The organism is Paracoccus solventivorans (genome assembly GCF_900142875.1).
Taxonomy (GTDB): Bacteria; Pseudomonadota; Alphaproteobacteria; order Rhodobacterales; family Rhodobacteraceae; genus Paracoccus; species Paracoccus solventivorans.
Map to the genome: position 1 here is coordinate 133,137 of NZ_FRCK01000007.1, position 24,910 is coordinate 158,046.

Consider the following 24,910-nt stretch of genomic DNA (forward strand, 5'->3'; position numbering starts at 1 on the left):
CCCTAGGGCTGGCCCGCCGCCGCCGCGCAGCCGGCCGAGGCGCTGCGGCGCGCGGCCTCGTCGGCCTGCGGCGTGCCCGGGAACCGTGCGATCAGCTCGTCCAGATAGACGCAGCCTTCGGTGGCCGGACGGCCCGCAGCCGACACCCGCGACAGCCCCAGCAGCGCATCCGCGGCGCGCGGCCCGGTGGGGACGGCGGCGAACGCCTGCAGCCAGGCGGCGGTGGCGCCCTTGGCATCGCCCGCGCTGTCCAGCGCCGCGCCCTGCAGATACAGCGCCTCGGTCGCGGCGGGGCTGCCGGCGTGGGTGCTGGCGAAACCGCCGAACAGCTCGGCCGCGCGGGGGAAGTCGCCCGCGTCCAGCGCCGCGCGGGCGCGGTCCAGCTCGGCCTGTTCCTGCGCGGTCAGCGCGCCCGACACCCCGGCCCCCGCAGGCGCCGCCGTGGGGGCCGCATCGAAGGCCGAGCCCATCAGCGCCGCGCCCCCTCCGTCCAGATCGCCCAGCTGCGTGGTGGTGAGCGCACCCAGGTCGCAGCCCTCCTCCATCTCGCACAGGCGGAATTCGATGTCGCCGATCCGGTTCGAGCCGTCGCGGACGATGCGGTCGATGCGGTGGCGCAGGCGCTCGGTCTCGCCGGTCAGGCGGGTGATCTCGCGCTCCATGGCGTTCATGCGGTCGATGGCGCTTTCGCCGCCGGCGGCGCGGAACCCCTCGGCGCCCGAGGCGCTCAGCTCTGCCCGCAGCGCCCGCAGATCGGCGCCGACCGCGCGCAGATCGGCGCGCAGGTCGGCCAGCGTCCGGGCGGCCCCTTCGCCCGCAGCCGGGGCCTCGGGCGCCGCCTGCTGGGCCAGCGCCGCGCCGGCACCGGCCAGCGCGACCGCGGCGCCGAAGATCAGCCCCCGCAGCATCAGACCCCCGCCCCGGGCATGACCACCGTGACCGCGCGGCGGTTGCGCACCTGGCAGTCCGGGGTGGAGCAGACCTCGACCGGGCGCTCCTTGCCGTAGGAACTGGTGCGGATGCGGCCTGGTTCCAGCCCTTGCAGGATCAGGTATTCCTGCACGGCGCTCGCCCGCCGCGCCCCCAGCGCAAGGTTGTATTCGCGTGTGCCCTGCTCGTCCGAGTGCCCCTCGATCACGGTCGAGAAACTGCCGTGCTGTTTCAGCCAGGCCGCCTGCCGCGCCAGCGTCGCCCGCGCCGTTCCGTCCAGCGTGGCGTCGTTTTCCGGGAACAGCACGGTGTCGCCGGCGGTGCGGCGGAACTCCTCGGCCGAGCCGCCGGGCAGCGCACCGGGCGGCACCGCGCCGGTATAGCGCCCGCCCGCATAGGGGTCGACGGCAGTGGCCGCGGGCGGCGCGGCACAGGCGGCCAGCGCCGCAAGCATGGCCGCGGCAGCGGCGATGCGATACCCGTTCATCGGCAGACTCCTCATGGCAAAAGCGGGCCCCAGTCGGGGTCGGAGGCGGCGCCCTCGATATCCAGCGGGCGCATGTTGCGGCCGGTGACATCGACGGAATGCAGGCGCGGCGTGCCGTCCCCGCCCGGCGTCTGGCGGGTGAACATCACGACGCGGCCATTGGGCGCCCAGGTCGGACCCTCGTCAAGGAAAGATTCCGTCAGCAGTTTTTCCTCGGTCCCGTCGGGGCGCATCACCCCGATGTGGAACTTGTCGCCGTTGCGGCGGGTAAAGGCAATCAGGTCGCCCTTGGGGGACCACGCCGGGGTGCCGTAGCTGCCCTCGCCAAAGCTCAGCCGCGTGGGCTCGGCCGATCCGTCCGCGGGCATCACGTAGATCTGCTGGCTGCCGGACTGGTCGCTTTCAAAGACGATGCGGCGGCCGTCGGGGGAATAGCTGGGCGAGGTCTCGATCGCCGCGGTCTCGGTCAGCGGCCGCTCGGCCCCGGTCGCCACGTCCATCTGCCAGATGTCGGTATTGCCGCCCTGTTCGCGGGAATAGACGATCCAGCGCCCGTCCGGGGAGAACCGCGGCGCAAAGCTCATGGTGCCGGCATCCTGCTTGAGCGGCCAGGCCGACAGCGTGGCCACATCCATCAGCATCACCTGCGGCAGCCCGTTCTGAAAGCTGGTGTAGAGCAGCTGCGAGCCGTCCGGCGAGAAGCGGGGCGACACCACCAGCGCACTGTCGTCGGTCACCCACAGCGGGTTGGCGCCGTCGTAATCCATGATCCCGATGCGCTTGAGCCGCGCATCCTTGGGGCCGGTTTCCGACACGAACACCACCCGGCTGTCGAAATAGGGCGATTCGCCGGTGATCCGCGCATAGACCTGATCGGCGACCTTGTGCGCCACCCGCCGCCAGCCGGTCTGGTCGGCGTCGAACTGCATCCCGTCGCCCAGCGGCTGCCCGGAAAACACGTCATACAGCCGGAACTTGGCGGTGACCCGCCCGTCCTGCAGCGACACCGCACCGACGATCAGCGCCTCGGCGTTGATCGCGCGCCAGTCGGGATAGGCGACGGGGGCGTCAAACCCCTCGGGGCGGGCGACATGGGCCGAGACCGGGATTTCCCGGAACAGGTCGGTGCCGGTCAGGTCGGCGGTCACCACCTCCTGGATCCTTGCGGCCAGATCGCCCGCGCCGCCCTCGTCAAAGAACGGCGCCAGCGCGATCGGCATCGCCTCGACCTGGCCGCCGGTGATCTCGATGCGCAGGGGACCGTCGGATTCCTCCTGCGCCATGTTGGTCATGTCGGAGGCGGTCAGCCCCTGCGCCAGCGACGCCATGGGCGCGATCGCCAGCAGCAGCGCCGCCGCCAGCGGGGCCAGCAGCGCAGGCCGGAGGGGGGCGGATCGGGTGGTGGCGGGTCGGGCGAGCGGTGACATGGGGAAAACCTAGACTGATTGTCGCATAAAGACCATGCGCGGCCTAACGGATCGCTGCACCGCCCTGCGGGCGGAAATCGACGATGGTATCGCGCCAGCGCGCGTATTTTTCGGCCGGCAGGTCATAGCCCTGCCCCTGCATGGCGCAGCGCAGGATGGCGCGGCGGGCGGCCTCGAACGCCTGCGCGGCGGCGGCTTCCGAGCCGCCCTGCGATTCGACCAGCCGCACCGAATCAGGTTCCGGCATCCCGTCCGGCGTCATGGAGAACTGCACCGAAACCGAGGTCCGCTGCGCCTCGCGCGACAGTGAGCCGATGTTCCAGCACGCCTCGATCCGCAGCCGCAGCCCGTCCTTTTCGCCCTGGCTCAGCGGCGGCCCCATCGCCGCGCGCCCGCCGCCCCCGTCCGAGCCGGCGCCCTCGGGCAGGTCCATCGCTTCGGCCAGCGCCTGCAGCAGCGGGTCGGGGTCGTCGGGGGCCTGCCGCGCGGCCTCGGCCTGCTCGCGGGCCTGCGCCTCGGCGCGGGCGCGGGCGGCCTCTTCCTCGGCTTGGGCGAGGGCGCGGGCGGCCTCGGCGGCGGCGGCCTCTTCCTCGGCACGGCGGCGGGCGGCCTCGGCCTGGCGCTGTTCTTCGGCAAGCTGTTCTTCCAGCCGGCGCTGCTCTTCGGCGGCGCGCTGCTCGGCAAGCCGCTGTTCCTCGGCGGCGCGGGCGGCTTCGGCTTCGGCTTCAGCCTGGCGGCGGGCCTCTTCCTGCTCGGCCTCCAGTGCCGCCTGCCGCTCGGCCTCACGCGCGGCGCGGGCCTCGGCCTCGGCGCGGCGTGCGGCCTCGGCGGCGGCTTGTGCGGCGGCGCGTTCGGCCTGTTCACGGGCAGCGGCTTCGGCGGCGATGCGCGCCTGTTCGGCTTGCCGGGCGGCCTCGGCGGCCTCGGCCTGCCGCTGCGCCTCGGCCGCGGCGGCAGCAGCTACGGCAGCGGCTTCGACCTGCGCGATCCGGTCGGCGCGGCGCTGACGGGCGGCGGCAACGTCGAAGGGCGTGGCCGAGGTGGTCAGCAGCGGCGGCGCCGGCGGGGCCTCGGGCGGCGGCTCGTCAGGAGAAACCGCTCCCGGCACGCGCAGCGAGGGCGCGGTGGCGGTGCGCTGCGGATCGGGCATCGGCTGGGGCGGCACCGGGGCGTCGGGCAGCGCCTGCGCATCCGCGGGGGCCGAAGGCTGCTGCGGCGCGGGCGCCACCGTCGCCACCGTCACCGGCACCTGCGGGGTCTGCAGGTCGGACAGATTCGGCGCCGCCTCGCCCGCGAACTCGGGCGCGGGCAGCGCTAAGGGATCGGCCTCGGGCGCGGGCGGCGCCATGGCGGTGGGGCCGCCCGCGATCACCTCGGCCGAGGGCGGGCGCGGCTGCGCCGGGGTGGCGGCGGCTTCCTCGCCCAGCGGCCCGGCCCCGCGCGAGGCCGCGGCCATTGCCTCGAAATCGCTGGCCGACATGGTCTCCACCGGCGCCATCCGCAGCGTCGGCGCCTGGGGCGCGCGAAACAGCGCGCCGCCCAGCGCCACCCACAGGATCAGCGACCCATGGGCCGCGGCCGAGACCCACAGGCCGATGCGACGCTCGCGCGTCTCGAGCGGGGGAAAGGGATCAGCCATCCATCCGCGGGCCACCGGCGTCGGTGACCAGAACGATGTCATGGAAACCGGCAGCGTTCAGCGCGCCCATCACCTCCATCACGCGGGCATAGGCGACGGCGCCGTCGGCGCGCAGATAGATGCGGCTGGACCGGCGTTCCGCCGCGACCGAGCGCAGGCGAGTGACCAGCTCGTCCGCGGGGACTTCGGTCGTCATCAGCACCAGCGGCCCTTCGGCGGGCAGCGAGATGGTCAGCGGCTCTTCGGGTTCGGCGCGCACGGCCTCGGCCGCGGTGCGGGGCAGTTCCAGCGGCACCCCCACGGTCAGCAGCGGCGCCGCGACCATGAAGATGATCAGCAGCACCAGCATCACGTCGACAAAGGGCGTGACGTTGATTTCCGCCATCGGCGCCATGCGGCGGTGGCGTCCCCGCCCGCGTCGAGAAGCCCCGGCCGCCATCACTCGGCCTCGATCTGGCGCGACAGGATGGTGGTGAATTCGTCGGCGAAGGCCTCATGCCCGGCGCTGATGCGGTCGGCGTCGGTGGCGAGCTTGTTGTACATGATCACCGCCGGGATCGCGGCCAGCAGGCCCAGCGCGGTCGCGACCAGCGCCTCGGCGATGCCGGGGGCGACGACGGCAAGGCTGGTGTTCTGCGACAGCGCGATCCCCTCGAACGCGGTCTTGATGCCCCAGACGGTGCCGAACAGCCCGATGAAGGGCGCGGTCGAACCCACCGAAGCCAGGAACGGCAGCCCGCGGGTCAGACGGTCGCTTTCGCGCCCGATCGCCACGTTCATCGCCCGCTCCACCCGCGACAGCACCCCCGGGATCAGCCCGCCGTCATCGGTCTGCGAGCGGCGCCATTCCGCCATCCCCGCCGCAAAGATCCGCGCCGCCGCCCCCGAGGGCCGCCCGTTCATCCGGTCGAACACGTCGTCCAGCGGATCGCCCGACCAGAAGCGGCGGTCGAAATCCGAGGCATCGCGGCGCGCGGTGGTCTGCACCATCAGCTTTTGCACGATCAGCGCCCAGGACCAGACCGAGGCCAGCACCAGCAGAGCCATCACGATCTTGACGGTGAGCGAGGCGCGCAGGAACAGCGCGATCAGCGAGAAATCGGCCGGGGCGCCGATTGCGAGGTTTTCCATCGGATTTGCCTGTCCTTGCGCTGGTCGCGCCTCGTGCTTGTCTGCGGTCGGGCGCGTTTGGCATCAAACTAGCAGCAAAGGCCAGTCGCGGCGACAACAAGATTCTGTGCGCCGCGCGTGTGGGGGCCGGGTCAGCGGGACAGCGCCGCCAGCACATCCGGCGGCAGGCGCTGCGGGCGCATGGCGGCCAGATCGACGCAGACCACGGTGACCATGGCCCGGAACAGGGCCGTGCCGTCGCGCTCCACCGCCTGCGCCACGGTGATGCGCGGGCCGGCGGCGTGGTCGAGCGTGGTGACCACCTCGAGTGCGTCGTCGAAGCGGGCGGGGCGCAGATAATCGGCCTCGACCCGGCGCACGACAAAGGCGAGCCCGCGTTCCAGCAGCACGGACTGGTCCACCCCGGCCGCACGCAGCCATTCGCTGCGGCCGCGTTCGATGAACTTCAGGTAGTTGGCGTAATAGACGACCTGGCCGAGGTCGGTGTCCTCGTAATAGACGCGGACGGGGAAGCGGTGGGTCAAGGCGGGCTCCTGTAGAATGGGGGCGCTGCCCCCGCCGCCTGCGGCGGCTCCCCCGGGATATTTGCGTGATGAAGAAAGCATCAGAGCCGGGCGGCAAGGCGCAGCGCGTGGCTGGCGTCGCGGGCGCAGGCGGGCAGCAGCGGGTCATAGGCGGCGCGGATCAGTGCCGCCAGCGGCGCCGAGGGGGTGACAGGGCGCGCCCAGCTGAGCAGCGCGTTGACCGCCACCGATTCCGCCAGCTGCGCCGGATGCGCCTGCGCCAGCGCGCCGCCCAGCCGCAGGAAGGTCAGGCAGGCCCGGATCGCGCCCGCGCCATCAAAGCGCAGCAGCCGGTAGCGGTCGGCGTCTTCTGCCGCGAGACGGTCCAGCAGCCCGGCCATGCCGGTCAGCCGGTCGAGATCGGGGATGCCGTCCAGTTCCGCCCATTCCCGGACCGCAAAGATCATCAGATTGGCGCCGGTGTCCGGGTCGGTGTCGGTCAGCGGCTGCCGTGCATGGGTGAACGGCGCGATCAGCGCGGCCCGGAACACGGTCAGCGTGGCGTCGTCCAGCCCGAACACCACCGGCGCCACGGGGCGGCCCCAGCGGGCGCAAAGAAACCCGCCGTCCGCCGCGGTGAACAGGGCGGCGATTTCGTCGGCGGTCAGCGGGGCATCGGCGGGCGCTTGCGTCATGGGTCCCAACTAGCGGGTGGCAGCGGCGGGATAAAGTCCTCGGCTGCGGCGCTCCGCCCCCGGGCGCGTCGCGCGCGGCGGAACGAAAAAGGCGCCGCGAAAACGCGGCGCCTCGTGAAAGCTCCGAAAGGCCGATCAGTCGACGATGGTGGCCTCGGTGGCGGCACGCAGTTCGGCCTCGGTCACGCCGTCGGCGACCTCGACGATCTTCAGCCCGCCCGGCACCACGTCCAGCACCCCCAGGTTGGTGATGATGCGGTCCACCACCCCCTTGCCGGTCAGCGGCAGGGTGCAGGCCTTCAGCACCTTGGATTCGCCGGCCTTGTTGGTGTGGTCCATCACCACCACCACCCGGCCGACGCCGGCGACCAGGTCCATGGCGCCGCCCATGCCCTTGACCAGCTTGCCGGGGATCATCCAGTTCGCGAGATCGCCGTTTTCCGCCACTTCCATCGCGCCCAGGATCGCCATGGCGATCTTGCCGCCGCGGATCATCGCAAAGCTGGTGGCGCTGTCGAAATAGGCGGAATGCGGCAGTTCGGTGATGGTCTGCTTGCCGGCGTTGATCAGGTCGGGGTCTTCCTCGCCCTCATAGGGGAAGGGCCCCATGCCGAGCATCCCGTTTTCCGATTGCAGCGTCACGTGGACACCCTCGGGGATGTAGTTCGACACCAGGGTCGGGATGCCGATGCCAAGGTTCACATACCAGCCGTCCTGCAGTTCCTGCGCGGCGCGGGCGGCCATCTGGTTACGATCCCATGCCATGCTCAGGCCTCCTCGCGCTTGCGGGTGGTGCGCTGTTCGATGCGCTTTTCGTGTTCGCCCTGCACGATGCGGTGCACGTAGATGCCGGGCAGGTGGATGCAGTCGGGGTCCAGGCTGCCGGCGGGGACGATTTCCTCGACCTCGACCACGCAGACGCGGCCGCAGGTGGCGGCGGGCACGTTGAAGTTGCGCGCGGTCTTGCGGAACACCAGGTTGCCGGTCTCATCAGCCTTCCACGCCTTGACGATGGACAGGTCCGTCACGATGCCGCGTTCGAGGATATAGGTTTCCCCGTCGAAGTCCTTGTGCTCTTTCCCCTCGGCGATGACGGTGCCGACGCCGGTTTTCGTGTAGAAACCGGGGATGCCCGCCCCGCCGGCGCGCATCCGCTCGGCCAGCGTGCCCTGGGGGTTGAACTCCAGCTCAAGCTCTCCGCTCAGGTACTGGCGCATGAACTCGGCATTCTCGCCGACATAGGAAGACTGCATCTTGCGGATCTGCTTGCTGTCCAGCAGCACGCCCAGCCCGAACCCGTCCACCCCGCAGTTGTTCGAGGCGATGGTCAGGTCCTTGACGCCCGACTTGTGAATCGCGGCGATCAGCAGCTCGGGGATGCCGCACAGCCCGAATCCCCCCGCCGCGATCGAGATCCCGTCCTTCAGCAGACCGTCGAGCGCGGCATCTGCCGTTTCATATACCTTGCGCATGGCTCCCCCGTGCAACCGTTCCTCGCCGGTTCTGCACGGGGTGACTGCGGCTGTCAACGAAGGGTCAGGCCGCCCCCGGAATCAGCCCGCCGCGGTGCAGCCGCTGCGCAGCGGCGTTTCCGCGTCGCCGTCCAGCGCCACCAGATCGGCGGTATCGCCCTTGGTCCACAGCTGATAGCGGCCCTCGGGCGCGATCGACAGATAGCGCGCCCCCGAGGCCGAGACCGCGATCTGCATCGGGATCATCCGGCCCTGTTCCAGCACGACGGCATAGCTGGCGCCGGCGGCGGTGTTGACGAACACCACCTGCATCGAGGTGTCGCCGTCGCAGGCAAAGCTGACGTCGTCCAGGCTGTCCTGGCCCATGGTTTCGGGCTTGGGGGCGGGTTCCGTCACCGGCGGCACCGCGGGTTTCGCGGCGGGGGCCGCGGACTGGACCGGGGCCGCGTCGGCGGGTGCGGGTTCGGGCGCCGGGCTTTGGGCCAGCGCGGGGGCGGCAAGCAGCAGCGTGGCGGACAGGACGGTGACAAGACGCATGGCGGATCCCCTGATGATACTGGCCTTTCGGGCTACGGCGGGCGCGCGCCCCGGACAAGCCGGGGTCCCGTCACCGCCAGCCACAACTGCGCGAGCGGGGCGAGAGTTGCCACCCGCCGCCACCCGCCCCGGGATCAACCCTCGGCGGGCGCGTCCTTGGCCGAGGGCTTCTTGGCTGCGGTCTTTTTGGCGGCCGGTTTCCTGGCCGCCTTGTCCCCGGGCTCTTTTGTGGCGGTCTTTTTCGCCGGCGCCTTCTTGGCCGCCGGTTTGGCCGCGGCCTTGCGGGCGGGCTTGCCGCCCTTGGCCTGCTTGGCGGCGATCAGTTCCAGCGCGCGGTCCATCGTCACCGCCTCGGGCGACAGGTCGCGGGGCAGCGTCGCGTTCACCTTGCCCCATTTGACATAGGGGCCGAAGCGGCCGTTCAGCACCTGCACGGCGCCGCCCTCGGGGTGTTCGCCCAGTTCCACCAGCGGCGCGGCAGAGGCCGCGCGCCCGCGCTGGGGTTTCGAGGCCAGCACCTCGACCGCGCGGTTCATGCCGATGGTGAACACCTCGTCCACCTCGGGCAGGTTGGCGTATTTCGAGCCGTGCTTGACATAAGGGCCATAGCGCCCGATCCCGGCCTCGACCGGCACGCCGTCCTCGGGGTGGGGGCCGATCTCGCGCGGCAGATCCAGCAGCATCAGCGCCTTTTCCAGATCCATCGCGGCCGGGTCCCAGCCCTTGGGGATCGAGGCCCGGGGCGGTTTCGGCGCATCAGTCGTGGCCTCGCCGCGCTGGACATAGGGGCCGAAACGGCCGTTCTTGAGGCTGATTTCCAGCCCCTGCGCATCCAGCCCCAGCACGGTGTCGCCCATCGCCTCGCCCTCGGGGCCGGACAGCGGGCGGGTGTAGCGGCATTCGGGATAGTTCGAGCAGCCGATGAACGCCCCGCCCGAACGCGCGGTCTTGAGGTTCAGCCGCCCTGCCCCGCACAGCGGGCATTCCCGCGGATCGCCGCCATCGGCGCGCGCGGGGTAAAGATGCGGGGCCAGCGCCTCGTCGATGGCGGTCAGCACCTCGGAAATCCGCAGCTCGCTGGTGTCGGCCAGCGCGGCGGCGAAATCGCGCCAGAACCGCCGCAGCACCTCGCGATACTCGCGCGAGCCCGACGAGATGTCGTCCAGCTCGCCTTCGAGATCGGCGGTGAAGTCGTAGCTGACGTAGCGCGGGAAATATTTCACCAGAAACGCGGTGACCAGCCGGCCCTTGTCCTCGGGGATCAGACGGTTCTTGTCCTTGCGGACATATTCGCGGTCCTGGATCGTGGTCACAATGCTGGCGTAAGTGGAGGGGCGGCCGATCCCCAGCTCTTCCATGCGCTTGACCAGCGTCGCCTCGGTATAGCGCGGCGGCGGCTGGGTGAAGTGCTGCTCGGGCGTCACGCCGCGCTTGTCGGCGGGCTCGCCCTGCTCGATCGCGGGCAGGCGGGCGCTGTCCTCGCCGTCCTCGTCGTCGGTGCCCTGGTCATAGACCCGCAGGAAGCCGTCGAACAGCATCACCTGCCCGGTGGCGCGCAGCCCCACCTGCCCGTCGGCCGAGCCGATCTCGACGGTGGTCCGCTCCATCCGCGCGGCCTCCATCTGGCTGGCGAGCGTGCGCTTCCAGATCAGCTCGTACAACTTGCGCTGTTCGGGTTCGACGTTCAGCCGGTCGGGCGACAGCATCATGTCGGTGGGGCGGATACACTCGTGCGCTTCCTGCGCGTTCTTGGCCTTGTTCTTGTACATCCGCGGCGATTTCGGGACGTAATCGGCGCCGAACCGCGCCTTGATCGCATCGCGCGCGGCCATCACCGCCTCGGGCGCCATGTCGATGCCGTCGGTCCGCATATAGGTGATGTAGCCTGCCTCATACAGCCGCTGCGCCGCCGACATGCAGGCCCGCGCGCCCAGCCCCAGCTTGCGGCTGGCCTCTTGCTGCAGGGTCGAGGTCATGAAGGGCGGCCACGGGTTGCGGCTGGCGGGCTTGCTGGCGACCGAGGTCACCGCCAGATCGCGGCTTTCCACCGCCGAGACCGCAAGCCGCGCGGCCTCTTCATTCGCCAGATCGTAGCGTTCCAGCTTTTTGCCGGCGTAAGAGACCAGCTGCGCGCGGTATTCCTGCCCGCGGGGCGTCGCCAGAACCGCATGGACCGACCAGTATTCGCGGGCCCGGAACGCCTCGATCTCCATCTCGCGGTCGACGATGACGCGCAGGGCCACCGACTGCACCCGGCCAGCGGATTTCGCGCCGGGCAGCTTGCGCCACAGCACCGGCGACAGGTTGAACCCGACCAGGTAATCCAGCGCCCGCCGCGCCAGATAGGCGTCGACCAGCGGCTGGTCGATCTCGCGCGGGTTGGCCATCGCCTCGGTCACCGCGGCCTTGGTGATGGCGTTGAAGGTGACGCGGCTGACCTGCGCGCCTTTTTTCAGCACCGGCTCGAGCGCCTCGCGCAGATGCCAGGAAATCGCCTCGCCCTCGCGGTCGGGGTCGGTGGCGAGGATCAGGTTCGGGTCCTGCGCCAGCGCGTCCTTGATCGCCTTGACGTGTTTCCTCGAATCCGCCGCGATTTCCCATTTCATCGCGAAATCGGCGTCGGTATCGACCGAGCCGTCCTTGGGCGGCAGGTCGCGGACATGGCCGAAGGACGCCAGAACCGTGTAGTCGTCGCCAAGATATTTGTTGATCGTCTTGGCCTTGGCGGGGGATTCGACGACGACGACGGGCATGTGCAGACCTTTCGGACGATTCGGGCCGCGAACATGGGCAGGCCGGCGGGGGCTGTCAATGACGGCCCGGCCGGGGTGCCCCCCGGCCCGAGGCCGGACCGGGGGCTTTCCGCCCCCGGACCCCCGAGGATATTTGGATGATGAAGAAAAAGACCGCCCCCGCGGACGGCCTTCATCCTGCCATAAGCATCCCCGAGCGCAGAAGGGCTGGCCCCGGTCGCAGGGTCAGACGCCTTCGCCGACGAAGGCCTTTTCGACCACGAACTCCTTGGGGTCGGAATTGGCGCCCTCGCGCAGGCCGAAGCCTTCCAGCACCTTGGTCACGTCGATGTTCAGCGCCATGCTGCCGCAGACCATCGCGCGGTCGTCCGCCGGGTTCATCGGCGGCAGGCCGAGGTCCGCGAACACCTTGCCCGAGGCGAGGTTGTCGGTGATGCGGCCGCGGCGGGGATAGTCCTCGCGCGTGGCGGTGGGGTAATAGAGCAGCCGCGAGGCGAAGCTGTCGCCGTAGATCTCGGTCAGCAGCGGGTCGTCCTTGAGCGCCTCGACCAGCTCGCGGCCGTATTCCAGTTCCGCGACCTTGCGGCAGGTGTGCATCAGGATCACCTGCTCATACCGCTCATACGTCTCGGGGTCGCGCAGCAGCGAGGCAAAGGGTGCGATGCCGGTGCCGGTGGCCAGGAACCACAGCCGCTTGCCGGGCAGCAGCGCGTCCAGCACCAGCGTGCCCACGGGTTTCGGGCGCAGGATGATCTGGTCGCCCGGCTTGATGTGCTGCAGCCGCGAGGTCAGCGGCCCGTCCGGCACCTTGATCGAATAGAACTCCAGCTCGTCGTCCCAGTTGGGCGAGGCGATGGAATAGGCCCGCAGGATCGGCTTGCCGCGTTCGTCGGGCAGCCCGATCATCACGAACTCGCCCGAGCGGAAGCGCAGGCTGGGGGGCCGCGTCACCCGAAAGGAAAACAGCGTGTCGGTCCAGTGGCGGACCGAGGTGACGGTCTGCGCATCCGGCATCAGGTTGGCAGTCGATTTCGGGGCGTCGGCCACGGGAATATCCAGCGTCATCGTCAGGGTTCCGCAATCAGATAGGGGAAAACAGCGGCGGGGACTAGCCCGCCAGCCGCGACCTGTGGTCCCAGTCCTGCCAGTCGGCGCGGGCAAGCCATTGCTCTTGCGGCTGGCGACGGGCCAAATCCGCGGGAATCTGCACCTCGTCGATGCCGACGCGGCGGGCCATGGCATACTGGTCGGCGATCAGCCCGCCGGTGGCCCGGATCCGCCCGGCGAATCCCTGTTCGCGCAGCAGTCGCGCCAGGGTAAAGCCGCGCCCGTCGGTCATCGCGGGGAACTCGACCGCGACCAAGCTTGCGCCCAGACAGGGCGCCAGCGCGGCCGGGTCGCTGTCGGGCGGCAGGGTCACGTCGGGGGCGGCATCGACCGGGTGGAACCCGTCGTCGCGGACCAGCACCGGCGCATCGGCGGGGGACTCGGCAGCAGGTGCGGGCTGGGGCGCGGGGGCCGGAGGTGCGGCGGTGGTCATCTCGTCGTCCTTGCTGAGCGGGCCGGGACCGGCGCCCCGCAGGGGCGGCGGCGCGGCCGATGGGCGGGCGGCGGGAACAGCCGCGGCGGGCGCGGCCGGAACAGGGTCGGCAGGCGCCGGCGCCGCGGGGCGGGCCTTGCCGCCGATGAAATGGATGCCGCATTCGGTCTTTTCCGCGCCCCGCCAGCGGCCCGCGCGCGGGTCCTCGCCCGGCTTCACCGCCGAGGTGCAGGGCGCGCAGCCGATCGAGGGGAAGCCGCGCGCCACCAGCGGATGCCGGGGCAGCGCGTTTTCCTCCATGTATTCGGCGACGTCCTGCGGGCGCCAATGCGCCAGCGGGTTCACGCGCAGGCGCAGCGGCGGCTCGGGTTCAAAGAAGTCCAGCCCGGTCCTCTCGCCGCCCTGAAAGCGCTTGCGGCCGGTGATCCAGGCGTCGAACCCGGACAGCGCCCGTTCCAGCGGCACCACCTTGCGGACGTCGCAGCAGGCGTCGGTGTCGCGCTGGTGCAGCCGGTCGTCGGGGTCCGCATCGGCCACCGCGGCCGCATCGGCGCGGATCACGCGGATGTCGGTCAGCGGCAGGGCTGCGGCGATCTGTCGCTGATACTCCAGCGTCTCGGGGAACAGCATCCGCGTGTCGACGAACAGCACCGGCGTGTCGGGCGCGGCCACCGACAGCATGTGCAGCAGCACCACCGATTCCGCCCCGAACGAGGACACCAGCGCCACCCGCCCCAGTTCCGGGTCGGCCAGCGCATGGCGCAGCACCTGCACCGCGGCGTGGTTGCGATAGCGGGCGTTCAGCCTGGCGGCGCGGGCGGCAAGATCCGGGTCGGTCATTTCGCGGCCTTCCCTTCGGGAGCATCGGGGTAAAGCGCGGCACGGAACGGCCCCACGCCCAGCCGGCGCAGCGCGTCGATGAAACGCTCCTCGGGCGTCTCGCGCAAGGCGAGATAGGCGTCGAGCAGCCGCCCGATCGCGGGCACCACCTGGTCATAGGGGAAGCCCGCGCCGGCACGCTCGCCGATGGCGGGGATTTCGTACCCGTCGCCGCCCAGGGTGATCTGGTAGTTTTCCACCCCCGCCCGGTCCAGCCCCAGGATGCCGACATGGCCCAGATGGTGATGGCCGCAGGCGTTGATGCAGCCCGAGATCCGCAGGTCGAAGGGTCCGATGTCGTCCTCGATGTCGCGGGCGCGGACGTAATCGGCCAGCTCGCGCGCGATGGGGATCGAGCGGGCGGTGGCCAGGGTGCAGAAATCCATCCCGGGGCAGGAAATCAGGTCGGTGATCCGGCCCTTGTTCGCCGTGGCCAGCCCGGCATCACGCAGGGTCGCGTAAAGCGCAGGCAGCTCGCTGCGGTGGACATGGGGCAGCACGATGTTCTGGTCATGCGCGATGCGCAGGTCGGAATGGGCGTGGCGCTCGGCCAGATCGGCCAGCAGCCGCATCTGCGCGGCGGTGCAGTCGCCCGGCGTCATGCCGGGGGCCTTCAGCGTGACGGTCACGCTGGCATAGCCCGGCACCCGGTGCGGCGACAGGTTGGTATCGGCCCAGGCGCGGAACGAGGGATTGGCGGCGCGGGCGATCTCGTACCCCGCATCGTCGGGCGCGCGGAACCGCGGCGCGGCGAAACGGGCGCGCAGCTCGTCCAGCAGCGCCTCGGGCGCGCCGCTGCTGAACACCGCCTTACGGCGGAGGAACTCGGCCTCGATCTCCTCGCGCAGAACCTCCAACCCACGCTCGGCCACGGTGATCTTGAGCCGGGCCTTGAACTTGTTGTCCCGCCGCCCCGAGAGGTTGTAGGCGGCCAGGATCGCCTCGACATAGGGCAGCAGGTCGGCGGCGGGCAGGAAATCGCGCACCACCTTGCCGATCAGGGGCGTGCGGCCCAAGCCGCCGCCGATCCAGACCTCGAACCCGACCTCGCGCCCCTGCCGGCGCAGGCGCAGGCCGATGTCATGGGCGGGGATCACGGCGCGGTCGCGCTCGCCCCCGGAAATCGCGATCTTGAACTTGCGGGGCAGGAACTGGAACTCGGCGTGGTCGGTGGACCAATAGCGCAGCAGCTCGGCCCAGGGGCGCGGGTCCTCGATCTCGTCCGCGGCGGCACCGGCAAAGGCGTCGGTGGTGACGTTGCGCACGGTGTTGCCGCTGGTCTGGATCGCGTGCAGCCCCACATCGGCCAGCGCGTCCAGCATATCGGGAATGTCGACCAGCGCCGCCCAGTGGAACTGGATGTTCTGCCTTGTGGTGAAATGCCCGTAGCCGCGGTCCCAGCGCTCGGCGATGCGCGCCAGCCCGCGCATCTGCGCCGGGCTGATCGTGCCGTAAGGGATCGCCACCCGCAGCATATAGGCGTGCAGCTGCAGATAGACCCCGTTCATCAGCCGCAGGGGGCGGAACTCGTCCTCGGTCAGGCTGCCGTCCAGGCGGCGGGCGACCTGGGCGCGAAATTGCGCGGCGCGGTGGCGCAGATAGCTGCGCCCGTCGGTGGCGGCGTCAAACATGGGCGGCCTCTTGCGGATGGCGGGAGTTTTGGGCGCGGGAATGGGGGGCGCTGGTCTCGACCGAGGGGCCGGACTGGCGGAACGCCTCGCGGAAATGCACCGGCACCGGCAGGCCGTCGGCATCGCGCCCCGACTGGGTCAGATAGGGACCGACCACGACGCCCGGCTGCGCCTCGGCCGCGGCCAGCGCCGCGTCGGCGCCCTCCGCATCCTCGAACAGCACCGCGGCGCGGGGGTCGGTGTCCCAGCCACAGGGCGTCATCCACACGGACAGACCGTCACGCAGACGGTTGGCCGTCAGCACGGCCGGGGTCGAGGGCGAGGGGACAAAGCTTCTGGACATGGCGTCGACCTGTTAGGGATTGCCGCCATTCTAGAAAATACATGTTGCAAAGCGCCAGATACCGGCGAAAATAAGGACGCAGTATCCTCTGATCCGCCACCGCAAGGAAAATCCGCCCAGATGAGCGACCCGCAACAGAACCCGGTCCGGCTGGATGCGCTGGACCGCAAGATACTGTCCCTGCTGCAGCAGGACGCCAGCCTGCCGCTGGAGGAAATCGCCGCCCGCGCCGGGGCCTCGCGCACGCCGGTGTGGAACCGGATTCGGCGGATGCGCGAGCAGGGGGTGATCCGCGGCCAGGTGGCGCTGCTGGACGCCGAATCGCTGGGGCTCGAGGCCTGTTTCTTCGTGCTGGTCCGCACCACCGAACACGACGCCGACTGGGCCGGCCGCTTTCTGGCCGCCGTCCGCGCCCGCCCCGAGGTGGTCGAGGCGCACCGGCTGGCCGGGGACATCGACTATATCCTCAAGGTGGTGGTGCGCAATGCGCGCGCCTATGACCGCTTCTACCAGTCGCTGATCTCCGAGGTGCGCATCCAGAACGTCACCGCGCTGCTGTCGATGGAAGAGATGAAGGCGACCCACGCGCTGCCGATCCCCCCCGGCTGACCGCAGCACCGCCCATTCCGGGCACCCTGCCCCGCCCCCATCCCGCGGCCCGGCGCGTGCTGCGACGCAAGGGCGGTTGCGCCTCATCCGCGGGAATGCGAAACAGCCGCCCATGAATCTGCGCTACAAGGCCCTTGGGGTCCACCTGCTTACCGCCACCGGTGCCGTCCTGTCGATGCTGGCCCTGCTGGCCGCGGTCGAGGAAAACTGGTCGGCCATGTTCAGCTGGCTGATCGTGGCGCTGGTGGTGGATGCGGTCGACGGACCGCTGGCGCGCCGCTACCTGGTCAAGGTCAACTGGCCGACCTACGACGGCGTGCTGATGGACCTGATCATCGATTATCTGACCTATGTGTTCATCCCGGCATTCGCGCTGTTCAAGTCGGGGCTGCTGACCGGCTGGACCGGCTGGCTGGCGATCATCGCCATCGTCTACGGCTCGGTCGTGTATTTCGTCGACACGCGGATGAAGACGGTGGACAACAGCTTTTCCGGGTTTCCGGCCTGCTGGAACATGGTGGTGCTGGTGCTGTTCGCGCTGAAGCCGCCGGAATGGGCGATCTTGCTGGTGGTGGTGGTGCTGACCGTGGCGATGTTCCTGCCGGTGCGCTTCATCCACCCGGTGCGCACCGCGCGCTGGCGGGCGGTGTCGCTGCCGGTGGCGATGGCCTGGGTGGTGTTTGCGGCCTGGGCGATCGCGGTCGGGTTCCACCCGCAAAGCTGGGCGCTGTGGGGGCTGACGCTCAGCTCGCTGTGGCTGATCGGCGTCGGCGTGGCCCAGCAGCTGCTGCCGCCGCCGGCGCTGCGGGTGCGCTAGGCCGCCACCTTCGGCGCCGGGCGAGTGCCCCGGCCCCCCGGCGGCTAGTTCTTCAGCACCATGCAGCGGCCGCCGATGGCGCGGAACTGGTTGCAGAAGGCGTTCGCCTCGCCGCGCGAGGCATAGCCGATCTGCGCGGTATAGACCCGCCGCCCGCTGCCCGACAGCGTCTTGCGCACATAGCTGATCCGCTTGCCGCCCAGGATCGGGCGCAGTTGCCGGTTCAGCCGGTCGATCTGCTGCTGCGCCCCCGACTGCCTGGGGTGCGAGGCAAGGATCACCCCCCAAGGCCAGACCCGGTCGGCCGGCGTGAACTCCTTGAGGCCGCGGTTCGCCGCCAGCTTGACGCAGGCCTCGGCAAAGGGGGCGGTCTTGTCCAGCCGCAGATCGATCTGCGCCGGCGGCTCGTCGCGCCATTTCCAGGCGTTGTGGCCGGTGATCGACTCGACGTAATCCTGCGTCTCGTAGGGCAGCACCTGCCCGCCACCGACGAAATTGCGCGCCCGCCGCTCGCCGCCGTTATAGGCGACCGCCGCCAGCCCGATATTGCCGAAACCGTCGATCAGGAACCGCAGGTAGTCGGCCGAGGCATGAATCGCCTTGGCCGGGTTCATCGGGTCGTCCAGCCGGCGGATGCGGGCGGTGCCCGGCATGAACTGCGCGATCCCCAGCGCCCCGGCCGGAGAGATCGCCGAGGGCTCGAACAGGCTCTCCTTCCACAGCAGCCGGGCCAGGAAATTCGGGTCCAGCGCGTTTTCCCCGGCCGCGCGCTCAATGGTGGAACAGACATCGGCGACGTAGCTGGCGGCGGAAATACAGCTGCGCTCGTCCACGGTGCAGCGGCGGTCGGCGGTCTCGGGGCGGGGCAGGCGCGGGCCGATGAAATCCGCCGGGATCTCGGGCAGGGCCGCGGCGGCGGTGTCGCTCCCGGCCGGGGTCCCGGCGGCCGGATCGGCCAGCGCCATCACCCGCGGCGCGTTCGCGGCCCCGACTGGGGGATCGGCCAGCGCCGGAACGGCAAGGGCGACCAGACCGGCAATTGCGGTCGCAACGAGATCGAGGCAGCAGCGCACCGGGTCCACCCTCTTTCGCCCATCTCTGGCCCGCATAGCAAAACCGGCGGCGAAAGTGAACTGCGCCCGCGCGGCCCGGGCCGGGTTCGGCGCCGCCCCAAACGGCAAACGCCCGGCACCAAGCGGCCGGGCGTTGCGATCAGCGGCGGCGCAGGATCGGCCGCAGGGCGGCAGCCTTACCAGGCGGCGGGCATGGGCTCGAGCGCGGCGCTTTCGGCAAAGGCGATCGGCTGCGCCTCGGCGGCCACCGGCTCCAGATACCCGTCGGGGGTCTGGCGCAGCGGCCCTTCCAGCCGGCGCGATTCATCGGCGGTGCGCACCTTGACCACGGTGCCGTTCGGGATCCGGTCGTACAGGTCCATCACGTCCTGGTTGAACAGGCGGATGCAGCCGGCCGAGGTCGCCTTGCCGATGGACGAGGGGTCCATGGTGCCGTGGATCCGGTACATGGTGTCGCGGTTGCCTTCGTAGAGGTAAAGCGCGCGCGACCCCAACGGGTTCGACGGGCCGCCGGGCACGCCCTTGGCGAATTGCGCGTAAAGCTCGGGCTCGGTCGCGACCATGTTGGCGGTGGGGGTCCAGGACGGCCAGTGCGCCTTGCGCTTGATGACCGCGGTGCCGGAATAGCCCAGCCCGGCCTTGCCGACCGCGATGCCGACCCGGGTCGCCATGCCGCCATCCTCGACCAGATACAGCAGCCGCGCATAGGGATCGACCACCACCGTCCCCGGCGCGTCGGGGCCGTTATAGGGCACGCGGGTGCGGGTGTTGCGGTCGCGCAGATAGGCGGCCTTGATGGCGGGGATCTGGATCGGCTCGCCATTGGGGCCGGTATCGACGCGGGCCTGATAGATCTCGGGGACGAAATTGCTGGTGCTGGGGGCCGCACCCTCGGTCGGAGGAGGGGTCGGGCCGCAGGCCGCAAGGCCCAGCGCGCAGGCCATGAGGGCAGCAGAGGCGAAACGCATCGCGGATAATCCTTCAGTGGTGGCAGGGCAGAAGTGCCGCCGGACGGCCACCGGGTTGGCAACACTGTGGAACCGATTCGCAGGCTGCCCTGCCAACCGCTTCCGATCAGCCCATAACGCCGCGAGAGCCGGGACGGCGTCAAGAAACGCCCCGGCGAGCGCAACGGATCGTGGCAAAAATGCCGCGCACGCGGTTTTTTGATCACGCGTCATCTTGCCGCGAACGGGGTGCGCTTCCCGCGCATCGGAAAGGCAGCAGCAAAAACAAGGCGGCACGGAACCAAATGGGGGGAAGTCGCCGTTCCTTCCTCATCCGGGCGGCGCCCAAGGCGTTGCCGCACCATGAAAGGACAAGACATGGGCTTTATCGTCGCCATCATCATCGGCGCCATCGCCGGCTGGCTGGCCGGGCAGATCGTCAAGGGCCATGGCCAGGGCGTGGTCATGAACATCGTCGTCGGCGTGGTCGGCGCGCTGATCGCCACCTTCCTGTTCCCGGCCATGGGCTGGAACATCGGCGCCGGCCCCGCGGTGGGCAACACCGTCGCCGGACCCAGCTTCCTGGGATCGGTGGTCTTCGCCACCATCGGCGCGGTGATCCTGCTGCTGATCCTGCGGCTGTTCAACCGGGGCTGACCCGGCCGCCCGCGGGAAGCGCGCCCGGCAGAGCGTCGGCGCCAGAGCCGATCTGGCGCGCGACCTCGGGGCCGATGTCGAGCAGCCCCGCCGGCGCCAACCGGGCGACGAGCAAGGCCAGCGCGTCGGCGTCGATCCAGTCGCCCTCGTATCCCAGCCGACAGCCCTGCCGCAGCAGTTCCGCTGCCCCCGGCCAGAACGGCCGCGGTGCCCCCCCTTCCCCGGCCCTCCCCGCCACCGGCTGCGCCGCCTGTGCGGTCACCACCAGCAGCCCGCCCGGCGCCAGCCCGCCATAATGGGCAAGGCTTGCCGAGGCCGAGAGGATCACCGAATCGACCCCGCGCCCGTCCATGATCGCGCGCAACGCCATCTGCCGCATCGCCAGCACCCCGCGCGGCACAGGGGCGGGCGGGAAAACGGGGGTATCGTCGTGCATCAAGGTCTCCATCCCGGCGCAGCCCAGCATGACCAGGGCCGCCGCGGCGTCAATCGCCCGGGGGCCGCAACAGGTGGATTGTCCTTGCCGCCGCATCCGCTAGCTTGAGCAGGCAATGCCGTCCCCAGCCCCCCGCCCCTCTGCCCTGTCCCCGTTCCGCCACAAGGCGTTCCTGACCCTGTGGTCGGCGACGCTGATTTCCAATTTCGGCGGCATGGTGCAGGCGGTGGGCGCGGCCTGGCTGATGACGCAGCTGACCGACAGCGCCACGCTGGTGGCGCTGGTGCAGGCCTCGAACACCCTGCCGATCATGATGTTCGCGCTGCTGTCCGGGGCGCTGGCCGATATCTTCGAACGCCGCAGGCTGCTGCTGATCGCGCTGGCGATGATGGCGTCGGTGTCGCTGTTCCTGGCGGTGGTGGCCTGGGCGGGCGGGCTGAACCCCTACAGCCTGCTGGCGCTGACCTTCCTGCTGGGGGTCGGGCAGGCGCTTTACAACCCGCCATGGCAGGCCAGCATGGGCGATCTGGTGCCGCGCGCCGACCTGCCGGCGGCGGTCACGCTGAACTCGGTCGGGTTCAACCTGATGCGCTCGGTCGGGCCGGCGGCGGGTGGGCTGATCGTCGCCGCCTTTGGCGCCGCCGCGGCGTTTGCGGTCAACGCGGTCAGCTATGTGCCGCTGATCGGGGCGCTGCTGCGCTGGCGGCCGCCGCCCCCCACCGGCCCGAAGATCCCGCCCGAGCCGCTGGGCCCGGCGCTGGCCGCGGGCCTGCGCTATGTGGCGCTGTCGCCGAACCTGCTGCGGGTGCTGCTGCGGGCGATGCTGTTCGGCTTTGCCGGGGTGGCGGTGCTGGCGCTGCTGCCGCTACTGGCGGCGCAGCACCCCTCGGGCGGGTCGCTGCTGCTGGGGCTGCTGCTGGGCTGTTTCGGGCTGGGCGCGATCCTCGGCGCGGTGATCAACGCCCGCATCCGCGAACGGCTGAACAACGAAAACGTGGTGCGGGTGGCGTTCATGGGCTTTGCCATCGCCTGCCTGGTGCTGTCGGTCGGCGGCAATTTCGCCTGGCAGGCGCTGGCGCTGCTGGTCGCCGGGGCCTGCTGGGTGCTGGCGCTGTCGCTGTTCAACGTGTCCGTGCAGCTGTCGACGCCGCGCTGGGTGGTGGCGCGCGCGATGGCGCTGTATCAAAGCGCGACCTTCGGCGGCATGGCGGCGGGCGCCTGGCTATGGGGCGGCATCGCCGGGGCGCGGGGGCTGGACACCGCCTTTGCCTGGGCGGCGGGGATGCTGATCCTGGGTGCGATCATCGGGCGCTGGTTCAGCCAGCCCGAGTTCGGCACCCTCGACCTCGACCCCGCCAACCGCTTCCGCGAGCCGCCGCTGGCGCTGGACCTGCGTGGACGTTCCGGGCCGATCGTGGTGATGATCGACTTCGAGATCGACCTTGAGGACGCGCCCGAGTTCCTGCGGCTGATGTCCAAGCGCCGCGCCATCCGCCGCCGCGACGGCGCCCGCAACTGGTCGCTGATGCGCGACCTGGAAAACCCGCGGCAGTGGACGGAAAGCTATCACATCGCCACCTGGGACGAATATGTCCGCCACAACCTGCGCCACACCATCGCCGATTCCGAGGTGACCGAGGCGGTGCAGGCCATGCATCGCGGCCCCGGCAAGCCGGTCGTCCACCGCATGATCGAGCGCCACAGCATCAGCCCCGCCGACGACATGCCGCTGCTGGGCAAGATCGAGGTGCCGGGGTCCTGACGAAAAGGGGCGCTGCCCCTCGGCCCCTGCGGGGCCTCACCCCGGGATATTTGGACAAGGAAGAAGGGGCTTGCGGGGGGTTGCGCGGACGCGCCGGCGCCCTAACTGAGGGGAAGCAAACGGAGGACAACGGCAATGAAATGCCCGATGGACGGCGAGACTCTGGTGATGACCGAGCGCAGCGGGGTCGAGATCGACTACTGCCCGAAATGCCGCGGGGTGTGGCTGGACCGGGGCGAGCTGGACAAGATCCTCGAACGCGCCGCCTCGCCCGCCGCTGCCCCGGCCCCGCAGGCCGCGCGCCCGGCTGCCGCCCCCGACCTGCATGCGCCCCGGCAGTACGACCGCGACGACGACCGCTATCGCAAGGACGACGACCGCTATCGCAAGCCCAAGCGCCGCGAATCGTTCCTGTCGGACCTGTTCGATTTCTGAGGCCTTCGGGGTGCCGCGGCCTAACGACCGCCTGCCCCGCCACCGCCTGACACCGGCAGAAACGGGCCCCCAGAATAGGGACAGGCCCCGGGCGTGTGCACGGGACCTGTCGCTCCTCCCCCGAAAACGGCGGCCTCCCCGCCGGCCGTTCCCGGAATGTCAACGTCGGCTTACGCCTCGGCGGCGATCATTTCCGCCTGACGCACGATCACTTCTGCCTGACGAATCGATGCGATGTCAACCAGTCTACCTTTGTATACCGCGGCCCCGGCACCGGATTTCTGCGCCTGATCCATGGCGGCGATGATCTCGCGCGCCTCGGCCACCGCGGCCTCGCTGGGGGAAAACACCTCGTTGGCCAGCGCGACCTGGCTGGGGTGGATCGCCCATTTCCCGACCATGCCCAGCGTGGCCGAGCGCAGCGCCTGCGCGCGGAACCCCTCTTCGTCGCTAAAATCGCCGAACGGCCCGTCCACCGGCAGCACCCCGTGGGTGCGGCAGGCGGCGACGATGGCGGCCTGCGCCCAGTGCCACGGGTCGGACCAGTATTTCTGCCCCTGCCGGGCCATGTAGTAGTTTTCCTGCGTGCCGCCGATGCCGGTGGTCGCCATCCCCATGCTGGCGGCGAAATCGGCGGCGCCCAGGCTCATCGCCTGCAGGCGCGGGCTCGAGGCCGCGATTTCCTCGACATGGGAAATCCCAGCCGCGGTCTCGATGATCACCTCGAAGCTGATCGGCTTCTTGCGGCCCTTGGCGCGCTCGATGGCGGTGACCAGCGCGTCGACGGCATAGATGTCGGCGGCACAGCCGGCCTTGGGGATCATGATCTGGTCCAGCCGGTCGCCGGCCTGTTCCAGCAGGTCCACCACGTCGCGATACCAGAACGGCGTGTCCAGCCCGTTGATGCGCACCGACAGGGTCTTGTTGCCCCAGTCGATATCCCCGATCGCCTGGATGATGTTCTTGCGCGCCTGTTCCTTGTCGTCGGGCGCCACCGAATCTTCCAGGTCGAGGTTGATCACATCCGCCGCCGAGGCCGCCATCTTGGCAAACAGCTGCGTGCGCGAGCCGGGTCCGAAAAGCTGACAGCGGTTCAGGCGGGCGGGCGGGGCGGGCTGAAGCCGGAAGGACATGGGCACCTCGGGGCAATGATGTTTCGTCTCGTGCTGGGCGGGTGATAGATTATTGCTGCGCGCGCAGCAAGGCTTTCTGCACCTGCACCGCGCAGCGGCGGTTGATCCGCCAGCCGCATTGGCGCAGAACACCCCGGCAGCTTTCCCGGAGAGACCCATGACCCGCACCGTATTCGTCAACGGCAGCTACCTGCCCGAGGACCAGGCCACCGTTTCCATCTTCGACCGCGGGTTCCTGATGGCCGACGGCGTGTACGAGGTCGTCAGCGTGCTGGGCGGCAAGCTGCTGGACTTCGACGGCCACATGGCGCGGCTGGCGCGCTCGCTCGATGCGCTGGGGATCGCGCAGCCGATGACCGACGCGGACTGGCTCGCGGCGCAGCGCCGGCTGGTGGCCGACAACGCCATCACCGACGGGCTGATCTATCTGCAGGTCACCCGCGGCAACCCCGGCGACCGCGACTTTGCCTATCCGCCCGAGGATACCGCCCCTACGGTAGTGATGTTCACCCAGTCGAAACCGGGTCTGGCCGAAAACCCGCAGGCGCAGACCGGGCTGCGCATCTGCACCGTCCCCGACATCCGCTGGGCGCGACGCGACATCAAGACGGTGCAGCTGCTCTACCCCTCGATGGCCAAGATGGAGGCCAAGGCGCGCGGCTGCGACGACGCCTGGCTGGTCGAGGACGGGCCCTCGGGCCAGGTGGTGACCGAGGGCACCTCGAACAACGCCTATATCGTCAAGGGTGGCAGCATCGTCACCCGGGCGCTGTCGAACGACATCCTGCACGGGATCACCCGCGCCGCGGTACTGCGTTTCGCGCGCGAGGCGCAGATGACGGTCGAGGAACGCAGCTTCACCGTGGACGAGGCCAAGGCCGCGGACGAAGCCTTCGTCACCTCGGCCTCGGCCTTCGTGATGCCGGTGGTGGAAATCGACGGCACCGCGGTCGGCGATGGCCGCCCCGGCCCGGTCGCCCGCCGCCTGCGCGAGATCTATCTGGAGGAAAGCCGCAAGGCCGCGATCTGACCCTCCCCGGCCGCGCCCGCCCGGCGCGGCCCCGCCTGCCCTTC

General features: G+C 70.4%; 26 protein-coding genes and 1 pseudogene. 6 read left to right on the plus strand and 21 right to left on the minus strand.

The window, feature by feature from the left end; all coding sequences use genetic code 11:
* Positions 1–2 precede the first annotated feature (2 nt).
* The 17 genes and pseudogenes from BUB57_RS11585 to BUB57_RS11665 all read right to left on the minus strand — a co-directional run bounded on the left by BUB57_RS11585 (position 3) and on the right by BUB57_RS11665 (position 15,967).
* A complete protein-coding gene (locus tag BUB57_RS11585) occupies positions 3–908 on the minus strand; it encodes a tol-pal system YbgF family protein (protein WP_234952058.1) in 906 nt (301 codons plus the stop codon).
* Positions 908–1,417: an OmpA family protein gene (locus BUB57_RS11590; RefSeq protein ID WP_073067143.1), complete on the minus strand. Its 510-nt coding sequence runs from the start codon at positions 1,415–1,417 to the stop codon at positions 908–910. Before BUB57_RS11590 ends, BUB57_RS11585 begins: the two co-directional genes overlap by 1 nt.
* An 11-nt stretch (positions 1,418–1,428) precedes the next feature.
* Positions 1,429–2,745 (minus strand): Tol-Pal system beta propeller repeat protein TolB, encoded by a 1,317-nt coding sequence (tolB, locus tag BUB57_RS11595; protein ID WP_073067293.1) that lies wholly within the window; start codon positions 2,743–2,745, stop codon positions 1,429–1,431.
* 142 nt (positions 2,746–2,887) lie between these two features.
* The gene (locus BUB57_RS11600; protein ID WP_073067294.1) at positions 2,888–4,483 is read right to left on the minus strand and encodes a hypothetical protein; all 1,596 of its coding nucleotides are present in this window, start codon (positions 4,481–4,483) and stop codon (positions 2,888–2,890) included.
* The gene (locus BUB57_RS11605; protein WP_073067145.1) at positions 4,476–4,922 is read right to left on the minus strand and encodes an ExbD/TolR family protein; all 447 of its coding nucleotides are present in this window, start codon (positions 4,920–4,922) and stop codon (positions 4,476–4,478) included. The genes BUB57_RS11600 and BUB57_RS11605 overlap by 8 nt, the downstream gene beginning before the upstream one ends.
* Positions 4,922–5,614 (minus strand): protein TolQ, encoded by a 693-nt coding sequence (tolQ, locus tag BUB57_RS11610; RefSeq protein WP_073067147.1) that lies wholly within the window; start codon positions 5,612–5,614, stop codon positions 4,922–4,924. Before tolQ ends, BUB57_RS11605 begins: the two co-directional genes overlap by 1 nt.
* A gap of 131 nt (positions 5,615–5,745) precedes the next feature.
* Positions 5,746–6,138 (minus strand): tol-pal system-associated acyl-CoA thioesterase, encoded by a 393-nt coding sequence (gene ybgC, locus BUB57_RS11615; RefSeq protein ID WP_073067149.1) that lies wholly within the window; start codon positions 6,136–6,138, stop codon positions 5,746–5,748.
* A gap of 80 nt (positions 6,139–6,218) precedes the next feature.
* Entirely contained in the window at positions 6,219–6,812 is a 594-nt protein-coding gene (locus BUB57_RS11620) for a hypothetical protein (RefSeq protein WP_073067150.1), read from the minus strand.
* 135 nt (positions 6,813–6,947) lie between these two features.
* Complete coding sequence (locus BUB57_RS11625; protein ID WP_073067152.1) at positions 6,948–7,577, minus strand: CoA transferase subunit B; 630 nt, start codon at positions 7,575–7,577, stop codon at positions 6,948–6,950.
* A gap of 2 nt (positions 7,578–7,579) precedes the next feature.
* Complete coding sequence (locus BUB57_RS11630) at positions 7,580–8,284, minus strand: CoA transferase subunit A (RefSeq protein WP_073067154.1); 705 nt, start codon at positions 8,282–8,284, stop codon at positions 7,580–7,582.
* Positions 8,285–8,365: 81 nt separating this feature from the next.
* Positions 8,366–8,821, minus strand: a complete 456-nt coding sequence (locus tag BUB57_RS17260) for an MliC family protein (RefSeq protein WP_073067156.1) — start codon at positions 8,819–8,821, stop codon at positions 8,366–8,368.
* Positions 8,822–8,955: 134 nt separating this feature from the next.
* Positions 8,956–11,574, minus strand: coding sequence for a type I DNA topoisomerase (gene topA, locus BUB57_RS11640; RefSeq protein WP_073067158.1), 2,619 nt, complete (start codon positions 11,572–11,574; stop codon positions 8,956–8,958).
* A 225-nt stretch (positions 11,575–11,799) separates the two neighbouring features.
* Positions 11,800–12,639, minus strand: a complete 840-nt coding sequence (locus BUB57_RS11645) for a ferredoxin--NADP reductase (protein ID WP_073067160.1) — start codon at positions 12,637–12,639, stop codon at positions 11,800–11,802.
* 43 nt (positions 12,640–12,682) lie between these two features.
* Complete coding sequence (locus BUB57_RS17120) at positions 12,683–13,114, minus strand: DUF934 domain-containing protein (RefSeq protein ID WP_234952063.1); 432 nt, start codon at positions 13,112–13,114, stop codon at positions 12,683–12,685.
* Between the two features lie 132 nt (positions 13,115–13,246).
* A pseudogene (locus BUB57_RS17125) lies at positions 13,247–13,954 on the minus strand (phosphoadenylyl-sulfate reductase); the annotation flags it as partial.
* On the minus strand, positions 13,951–15,624 hold the full coding sequence (locus BUB57_RS11660) for a nitrite/sulfite reductase (protein ID WP_073067161.1): 1,674 nt from the start codon (positions 15,622–15,624) through the stop codon (positions 13,951–13,953). The pseudogene BUB57_RS17125 and the gene BUB57_RS11660, both read right to left, overlap by 4 nt.
* On the minus strand, positions 15,617–15,967 hold the full coding sequence (locus BUB57_RS11665) for a DUF2849 domain-containing protein (protein ID WP_073067162.1): 351 nt from the start codon (positions 15,965–15,967) through the stop codon (positions 15,617–15,619). Before BUB57_RS11665 ends, BUB57_RS11660 begins: the two co-directional genes overlap by 8 nt.
* A gap of 120 nt (positions 15,968–16,087) precedes the next feature.
* Between BUB57_RS11665 and BUB57_RS11670 the strand changes: the two genes are divergently transcribed.
* Both BUB57_RS11670 and BUB57_RS11675 read left to right on the plus strand, forming a co-directional pair.
* On the plus strand, positions 16,088–16,576 hold the full coding sequence (locus BUB57_RS11670; protein ID WP_073067164.1) for an Lrp/AsnC family transcriptional regulator: 489 nt from the start codon (positions 16,088–16,090) through the stop codon (positions 16,574–16,576).
* A gap of 112 nt (positions 16,577–16,688) precedes the next feature.
* Positions 16,689–17,393, plus strand: coding sequence for a CDP-alcohol phosphatidyltransferase family protein (locus BUB57_RS11675; protein WP_073067165.1), 705 nt, complete (start codon positions 16,689–16,691; stop codon positions 17,391–17,393).
* A 44-nt stretch (positions 17,394–17,437) separates the two neighbouring features.
* Here the strand turns inward: BUB57_RS11675 and BUB57_RS11680 are convergent, their stop codons facing one another.
* A complete protein-coding gene (locus BUB57_RS11680; RefSeq protein ID WP_234952059.1) occupies positions 17,438–18,466 on the minus strand; it encodes a lytic transglycosylase domain-containing protein in 1,029 nt (342 codons plus the stop codon).
* 176 nt (positions 18,467–18,642) lie between these two features.
* Entirely contained in the window at positions 18,643–19,434 is a 792-nt protein-coding gene (locus tag BUB57_RS11685; protein ID WP_084732113.1) for a L,D-transpeptidase, read from the minus strand.
* Positions 19,435–19,791: 357 nt separating this feature from the next.
* Here BUB57_RS11685 and BUB57_RS11690 point away from each other — a divergent pair, with 357 nt between their 5' ends.
* Entirely contained in the window at positions 19,792–20,070 is a 279-nt protein-coding gene (locus BUB57_RS11690) for a GlsB/YeaQ/YmgE family stress response membrane protein (protein WP_073067170.1), read from the plus strand.
* On the opposite strand, the gene BUB57_RS11695 is transcribed toward BUB57_RS11690, so the two are convergent.
* On the minus strand, positions 20,057–20,506 hold the full coding sequence (locus tag BUB57_RS11695; protein ID WP_143159711.1) for a hypothetical protein: 450 nt from the start codon (positions 20,504–20,506) through the stop codon (positions 20,057–20,059). The genes BUB57_RS11690 and BUB57_RS11695 overlap by 14 nt on opposite strands.
* Before the next feature lie 115 nt (positions 20,507–20,621).
* Here BUB57_RS11695 and BUB57_RS11700 point away from each other — a divergent pair, with 115 nt between their 5' ends.
* Positions 20,622–22,268, plus strand: a complete 1,647-nt coding sequence (locus BUB57_RS11700) for an MFS transporter (RefSeq protein WP_073067174.1) — start codon at positions 20,622–20,624, stop codon at positions 22,266–22,268.
* A gap of 135 nt (positions 22,269–22,403) precedes the next feature.
* Positions 22,404–22,703 (plus strand): TFIIB-type zinc ribbon-containing protein, encoded by a 300-nt coding sequence (locus BUB57_RS11705; RefSeq protein ID WP_073067176.1) that lies wholly within the window; start codon positions 22,404–22,406, stop codon positions 22,701–22,703.
* Between the two features lie 170 nt (positions 22,704–22,873).
* On the opposite strand, the gene BUB57_RS11710 is transcribed toward BUB57_RS11705, so the two are convergent.
* Entirely contained in the window at positions 22,874–23,836 is a 963-nt protein-coding gene (locus BUB57_RS11710) for an L-malyl-CoA/beta-methylmalyl-CoA lyase (RefSeq protein WP_073067179.1), read from the minus strand.
* Between the two features lie 157 nt (positions 23,837–23,993).
* Between BUB57_RS11710 and BUB57_RS11715 the strand changes: the two genes are divergently transcribed.
* Positions 23,994–24,866, plus strand: a complete 873-nt coding sequence (locus BUB57_RS11715; protein ID WP_073067180.1) for a D-amino-acid transaminase — start codon at positions 23,994–23,996, stop codon at positions 24,864–24,866.
* Positions 24,867–24,910 lie beyond the last annotated feature (44 nt).

Excerpts from the sequence above, each read along its gene's own strand:
- BUB57_RS11605 (WP_073067145.1), bottom strand. The coding sequence starts at position 4,922 with ATGGCGGCCGGGGCTTCTCGACGCGGGCGGGGACGCCACCGCCGCATG.
- topA (WP_073067158.1), bottom strand. The coding sequence starts at position 11,574 with ATGCCCGTCGTCGTCGTCGAATCCCCCGCCAAGGCCAAGACGATCAAC.
- BUB57_RS11585 (WP_234952058.1), bottom strand. The coding sequence starts at position 908 with ATGCTGCGGGGGCTGATCTTCGGCGCCGCGGTCGCGCTGGCCGGTGCC.
- tolB (WP_073067293.1), bottom strand. The coding sequence starts at position 2,745 with ATGGCGTCGCTGGCGCAGGGGCTGACCGCCTCCGACATGACCAACATG.
- BUB57_RS11630 (WP_073067154.1), bottom strand. The coding sequence starts at position 8,284 with ATGCGCAAGGTATATGAAACGGCAGATGCCGCGCTCGACGGTCTGCTG.
- BUB57_RS11660 (WP_073067161.1), bottom strand. The coding sequence starts at position 15,624 with ATGTTTGACGCCGCCACCGACGGGCGCAGCTATCTGCGCCACCGCGCC.
- BUB57_RS11645 (WP_073067160.1), bottom strand. The coding sequence starts at position 12,639 with ATGACGCTGGATATTCCCGTGGCCGACGCCCCGAAATCGACTGCCAAC.
- BUB57_RS11685 (WP_084732113.1), bottom strand. The coding sequence starts at position 19,434 with ATGCGTTTCGCCTCTGCTGCCCTCATGGCCTGCGCGCTGGGCCTTGCG.
- BUB57_RS11590 (WP_073067143.1), bottom strand. The coding sequence starts at position 1,417 with ATGAACGGGTATCGCATCGCCGCTGCCGCGGCCATGCTTGCGGCGCTG.
- BUB57_RS17120 (WP_234952063.1), bottom strand. The coding sequence starts at position 13,114 with ATGACCACCGCCGCACCTCCGGCCCCCGCGCCCCAGCCCGCACCTGCT.
- BUB57_RS11675 (WP_073067165.1), top strand. The coding sequence starts at position 16,689 with ATGAATCTGCGCTACAAGGCCCTTGGGGTCCACCTGCTTACCGCCACC.
- BUB57_RS11705 (WP_073067176.1), top strand. The coding sequence starts at position 22,404 with ATGAAATGCCCGATGGACGGCGAGACTCTGGTGATGACCGAGCGCAGC.
- BUB57_RS11620 (WP_073067150.1), bottom strand. The coding sequence starts at position 6,812 with ATGACGCAAGCGCCCGCCGATGCCCCGCTGACCGCCGACGAAATCGCC.
- BUB57_RS11695 (WP_143159711.1), bottom strand. The coding sequence starts at position 20,506 with ATGCACGACGATACCCCCGTTTTCCCGCCCGCCCCTGTGCCGCGCGGG.
- BUB57_RS11700 (WP_073067174.1), top strand. The coding sequence starts at position 20,622 with ATGCCGTCCCCAGCCCCCCGCCCCTCTGCCCTGTCCCCGTTCCGCCAC.
- tolQ (WP_073067147.1), bottom strand. The coding sequence starts at position 5,614 with ATGGAAAACCTCGCAATCGGCGCCCCGGCCGATTTCTCGCTGATCGCG.
- BUB57_RS11670 (WP_073067164.1), top strand. The coding sequence starts at position 16,088 with ATGAGCGACCCGCAACAGAACCCGGTCCGGCTGGATGCGCTGGACCGC.
- BUB57_RS17260 (WP_073067156.1), bottom strand. The coding sequence starts at position 8,821 with ATGCGTCTTGTCACCGTCCTGTCCGCCACGCTGCTGCTTGCCGCCCCC.
- BUB57_RS11690 (WP_073067170.1), top strand. The coding sequence starts at position 19,792 with ATGGGCTTTATCGTCGCCATCATCATCGGCGCCATCGCCGGCTGGCTG.
- BUB57_RS11715 (WP_073067180.1), top strand. The coding sequence starts at position 23,994 with ATGACCCGCACCGTATTCGTCAACGGCAGCTACCTGCCCGAGGACCAG.
- BUB57_RS11600 (WP_073067294.1), bottom strand. The coding sequence starts at position 4,483 with ATGGCTGATCCCTTTCCCCCGCTCGAGACGCGCGAGCGTCGCATCGGC.
- BUB57_RS11625 (WP_073067152.1), bottom strand. The coding sequence starts at position 7,577 with ATGGCATGGGATCGTAACCAGATGGCCGCCCGCGCCGCGCAGGAACTG.
- BUB57_RS11710 (WP_073067179.1), bottom strand. The coding sequence starts at position 23,836 with ATGTCCTTCCGGCTTCAGCCCGCCCCGCCCGCCCGCCTGAACCGCTGT.
- BUB57_RS11665 (WP_073067162.1), bottom strand. The coding sequence starts at position 15,967 with ATGTCCAGAAGCTTTGTCCCCTCGCCCTCGACCCCGGCCGTGCTGACG.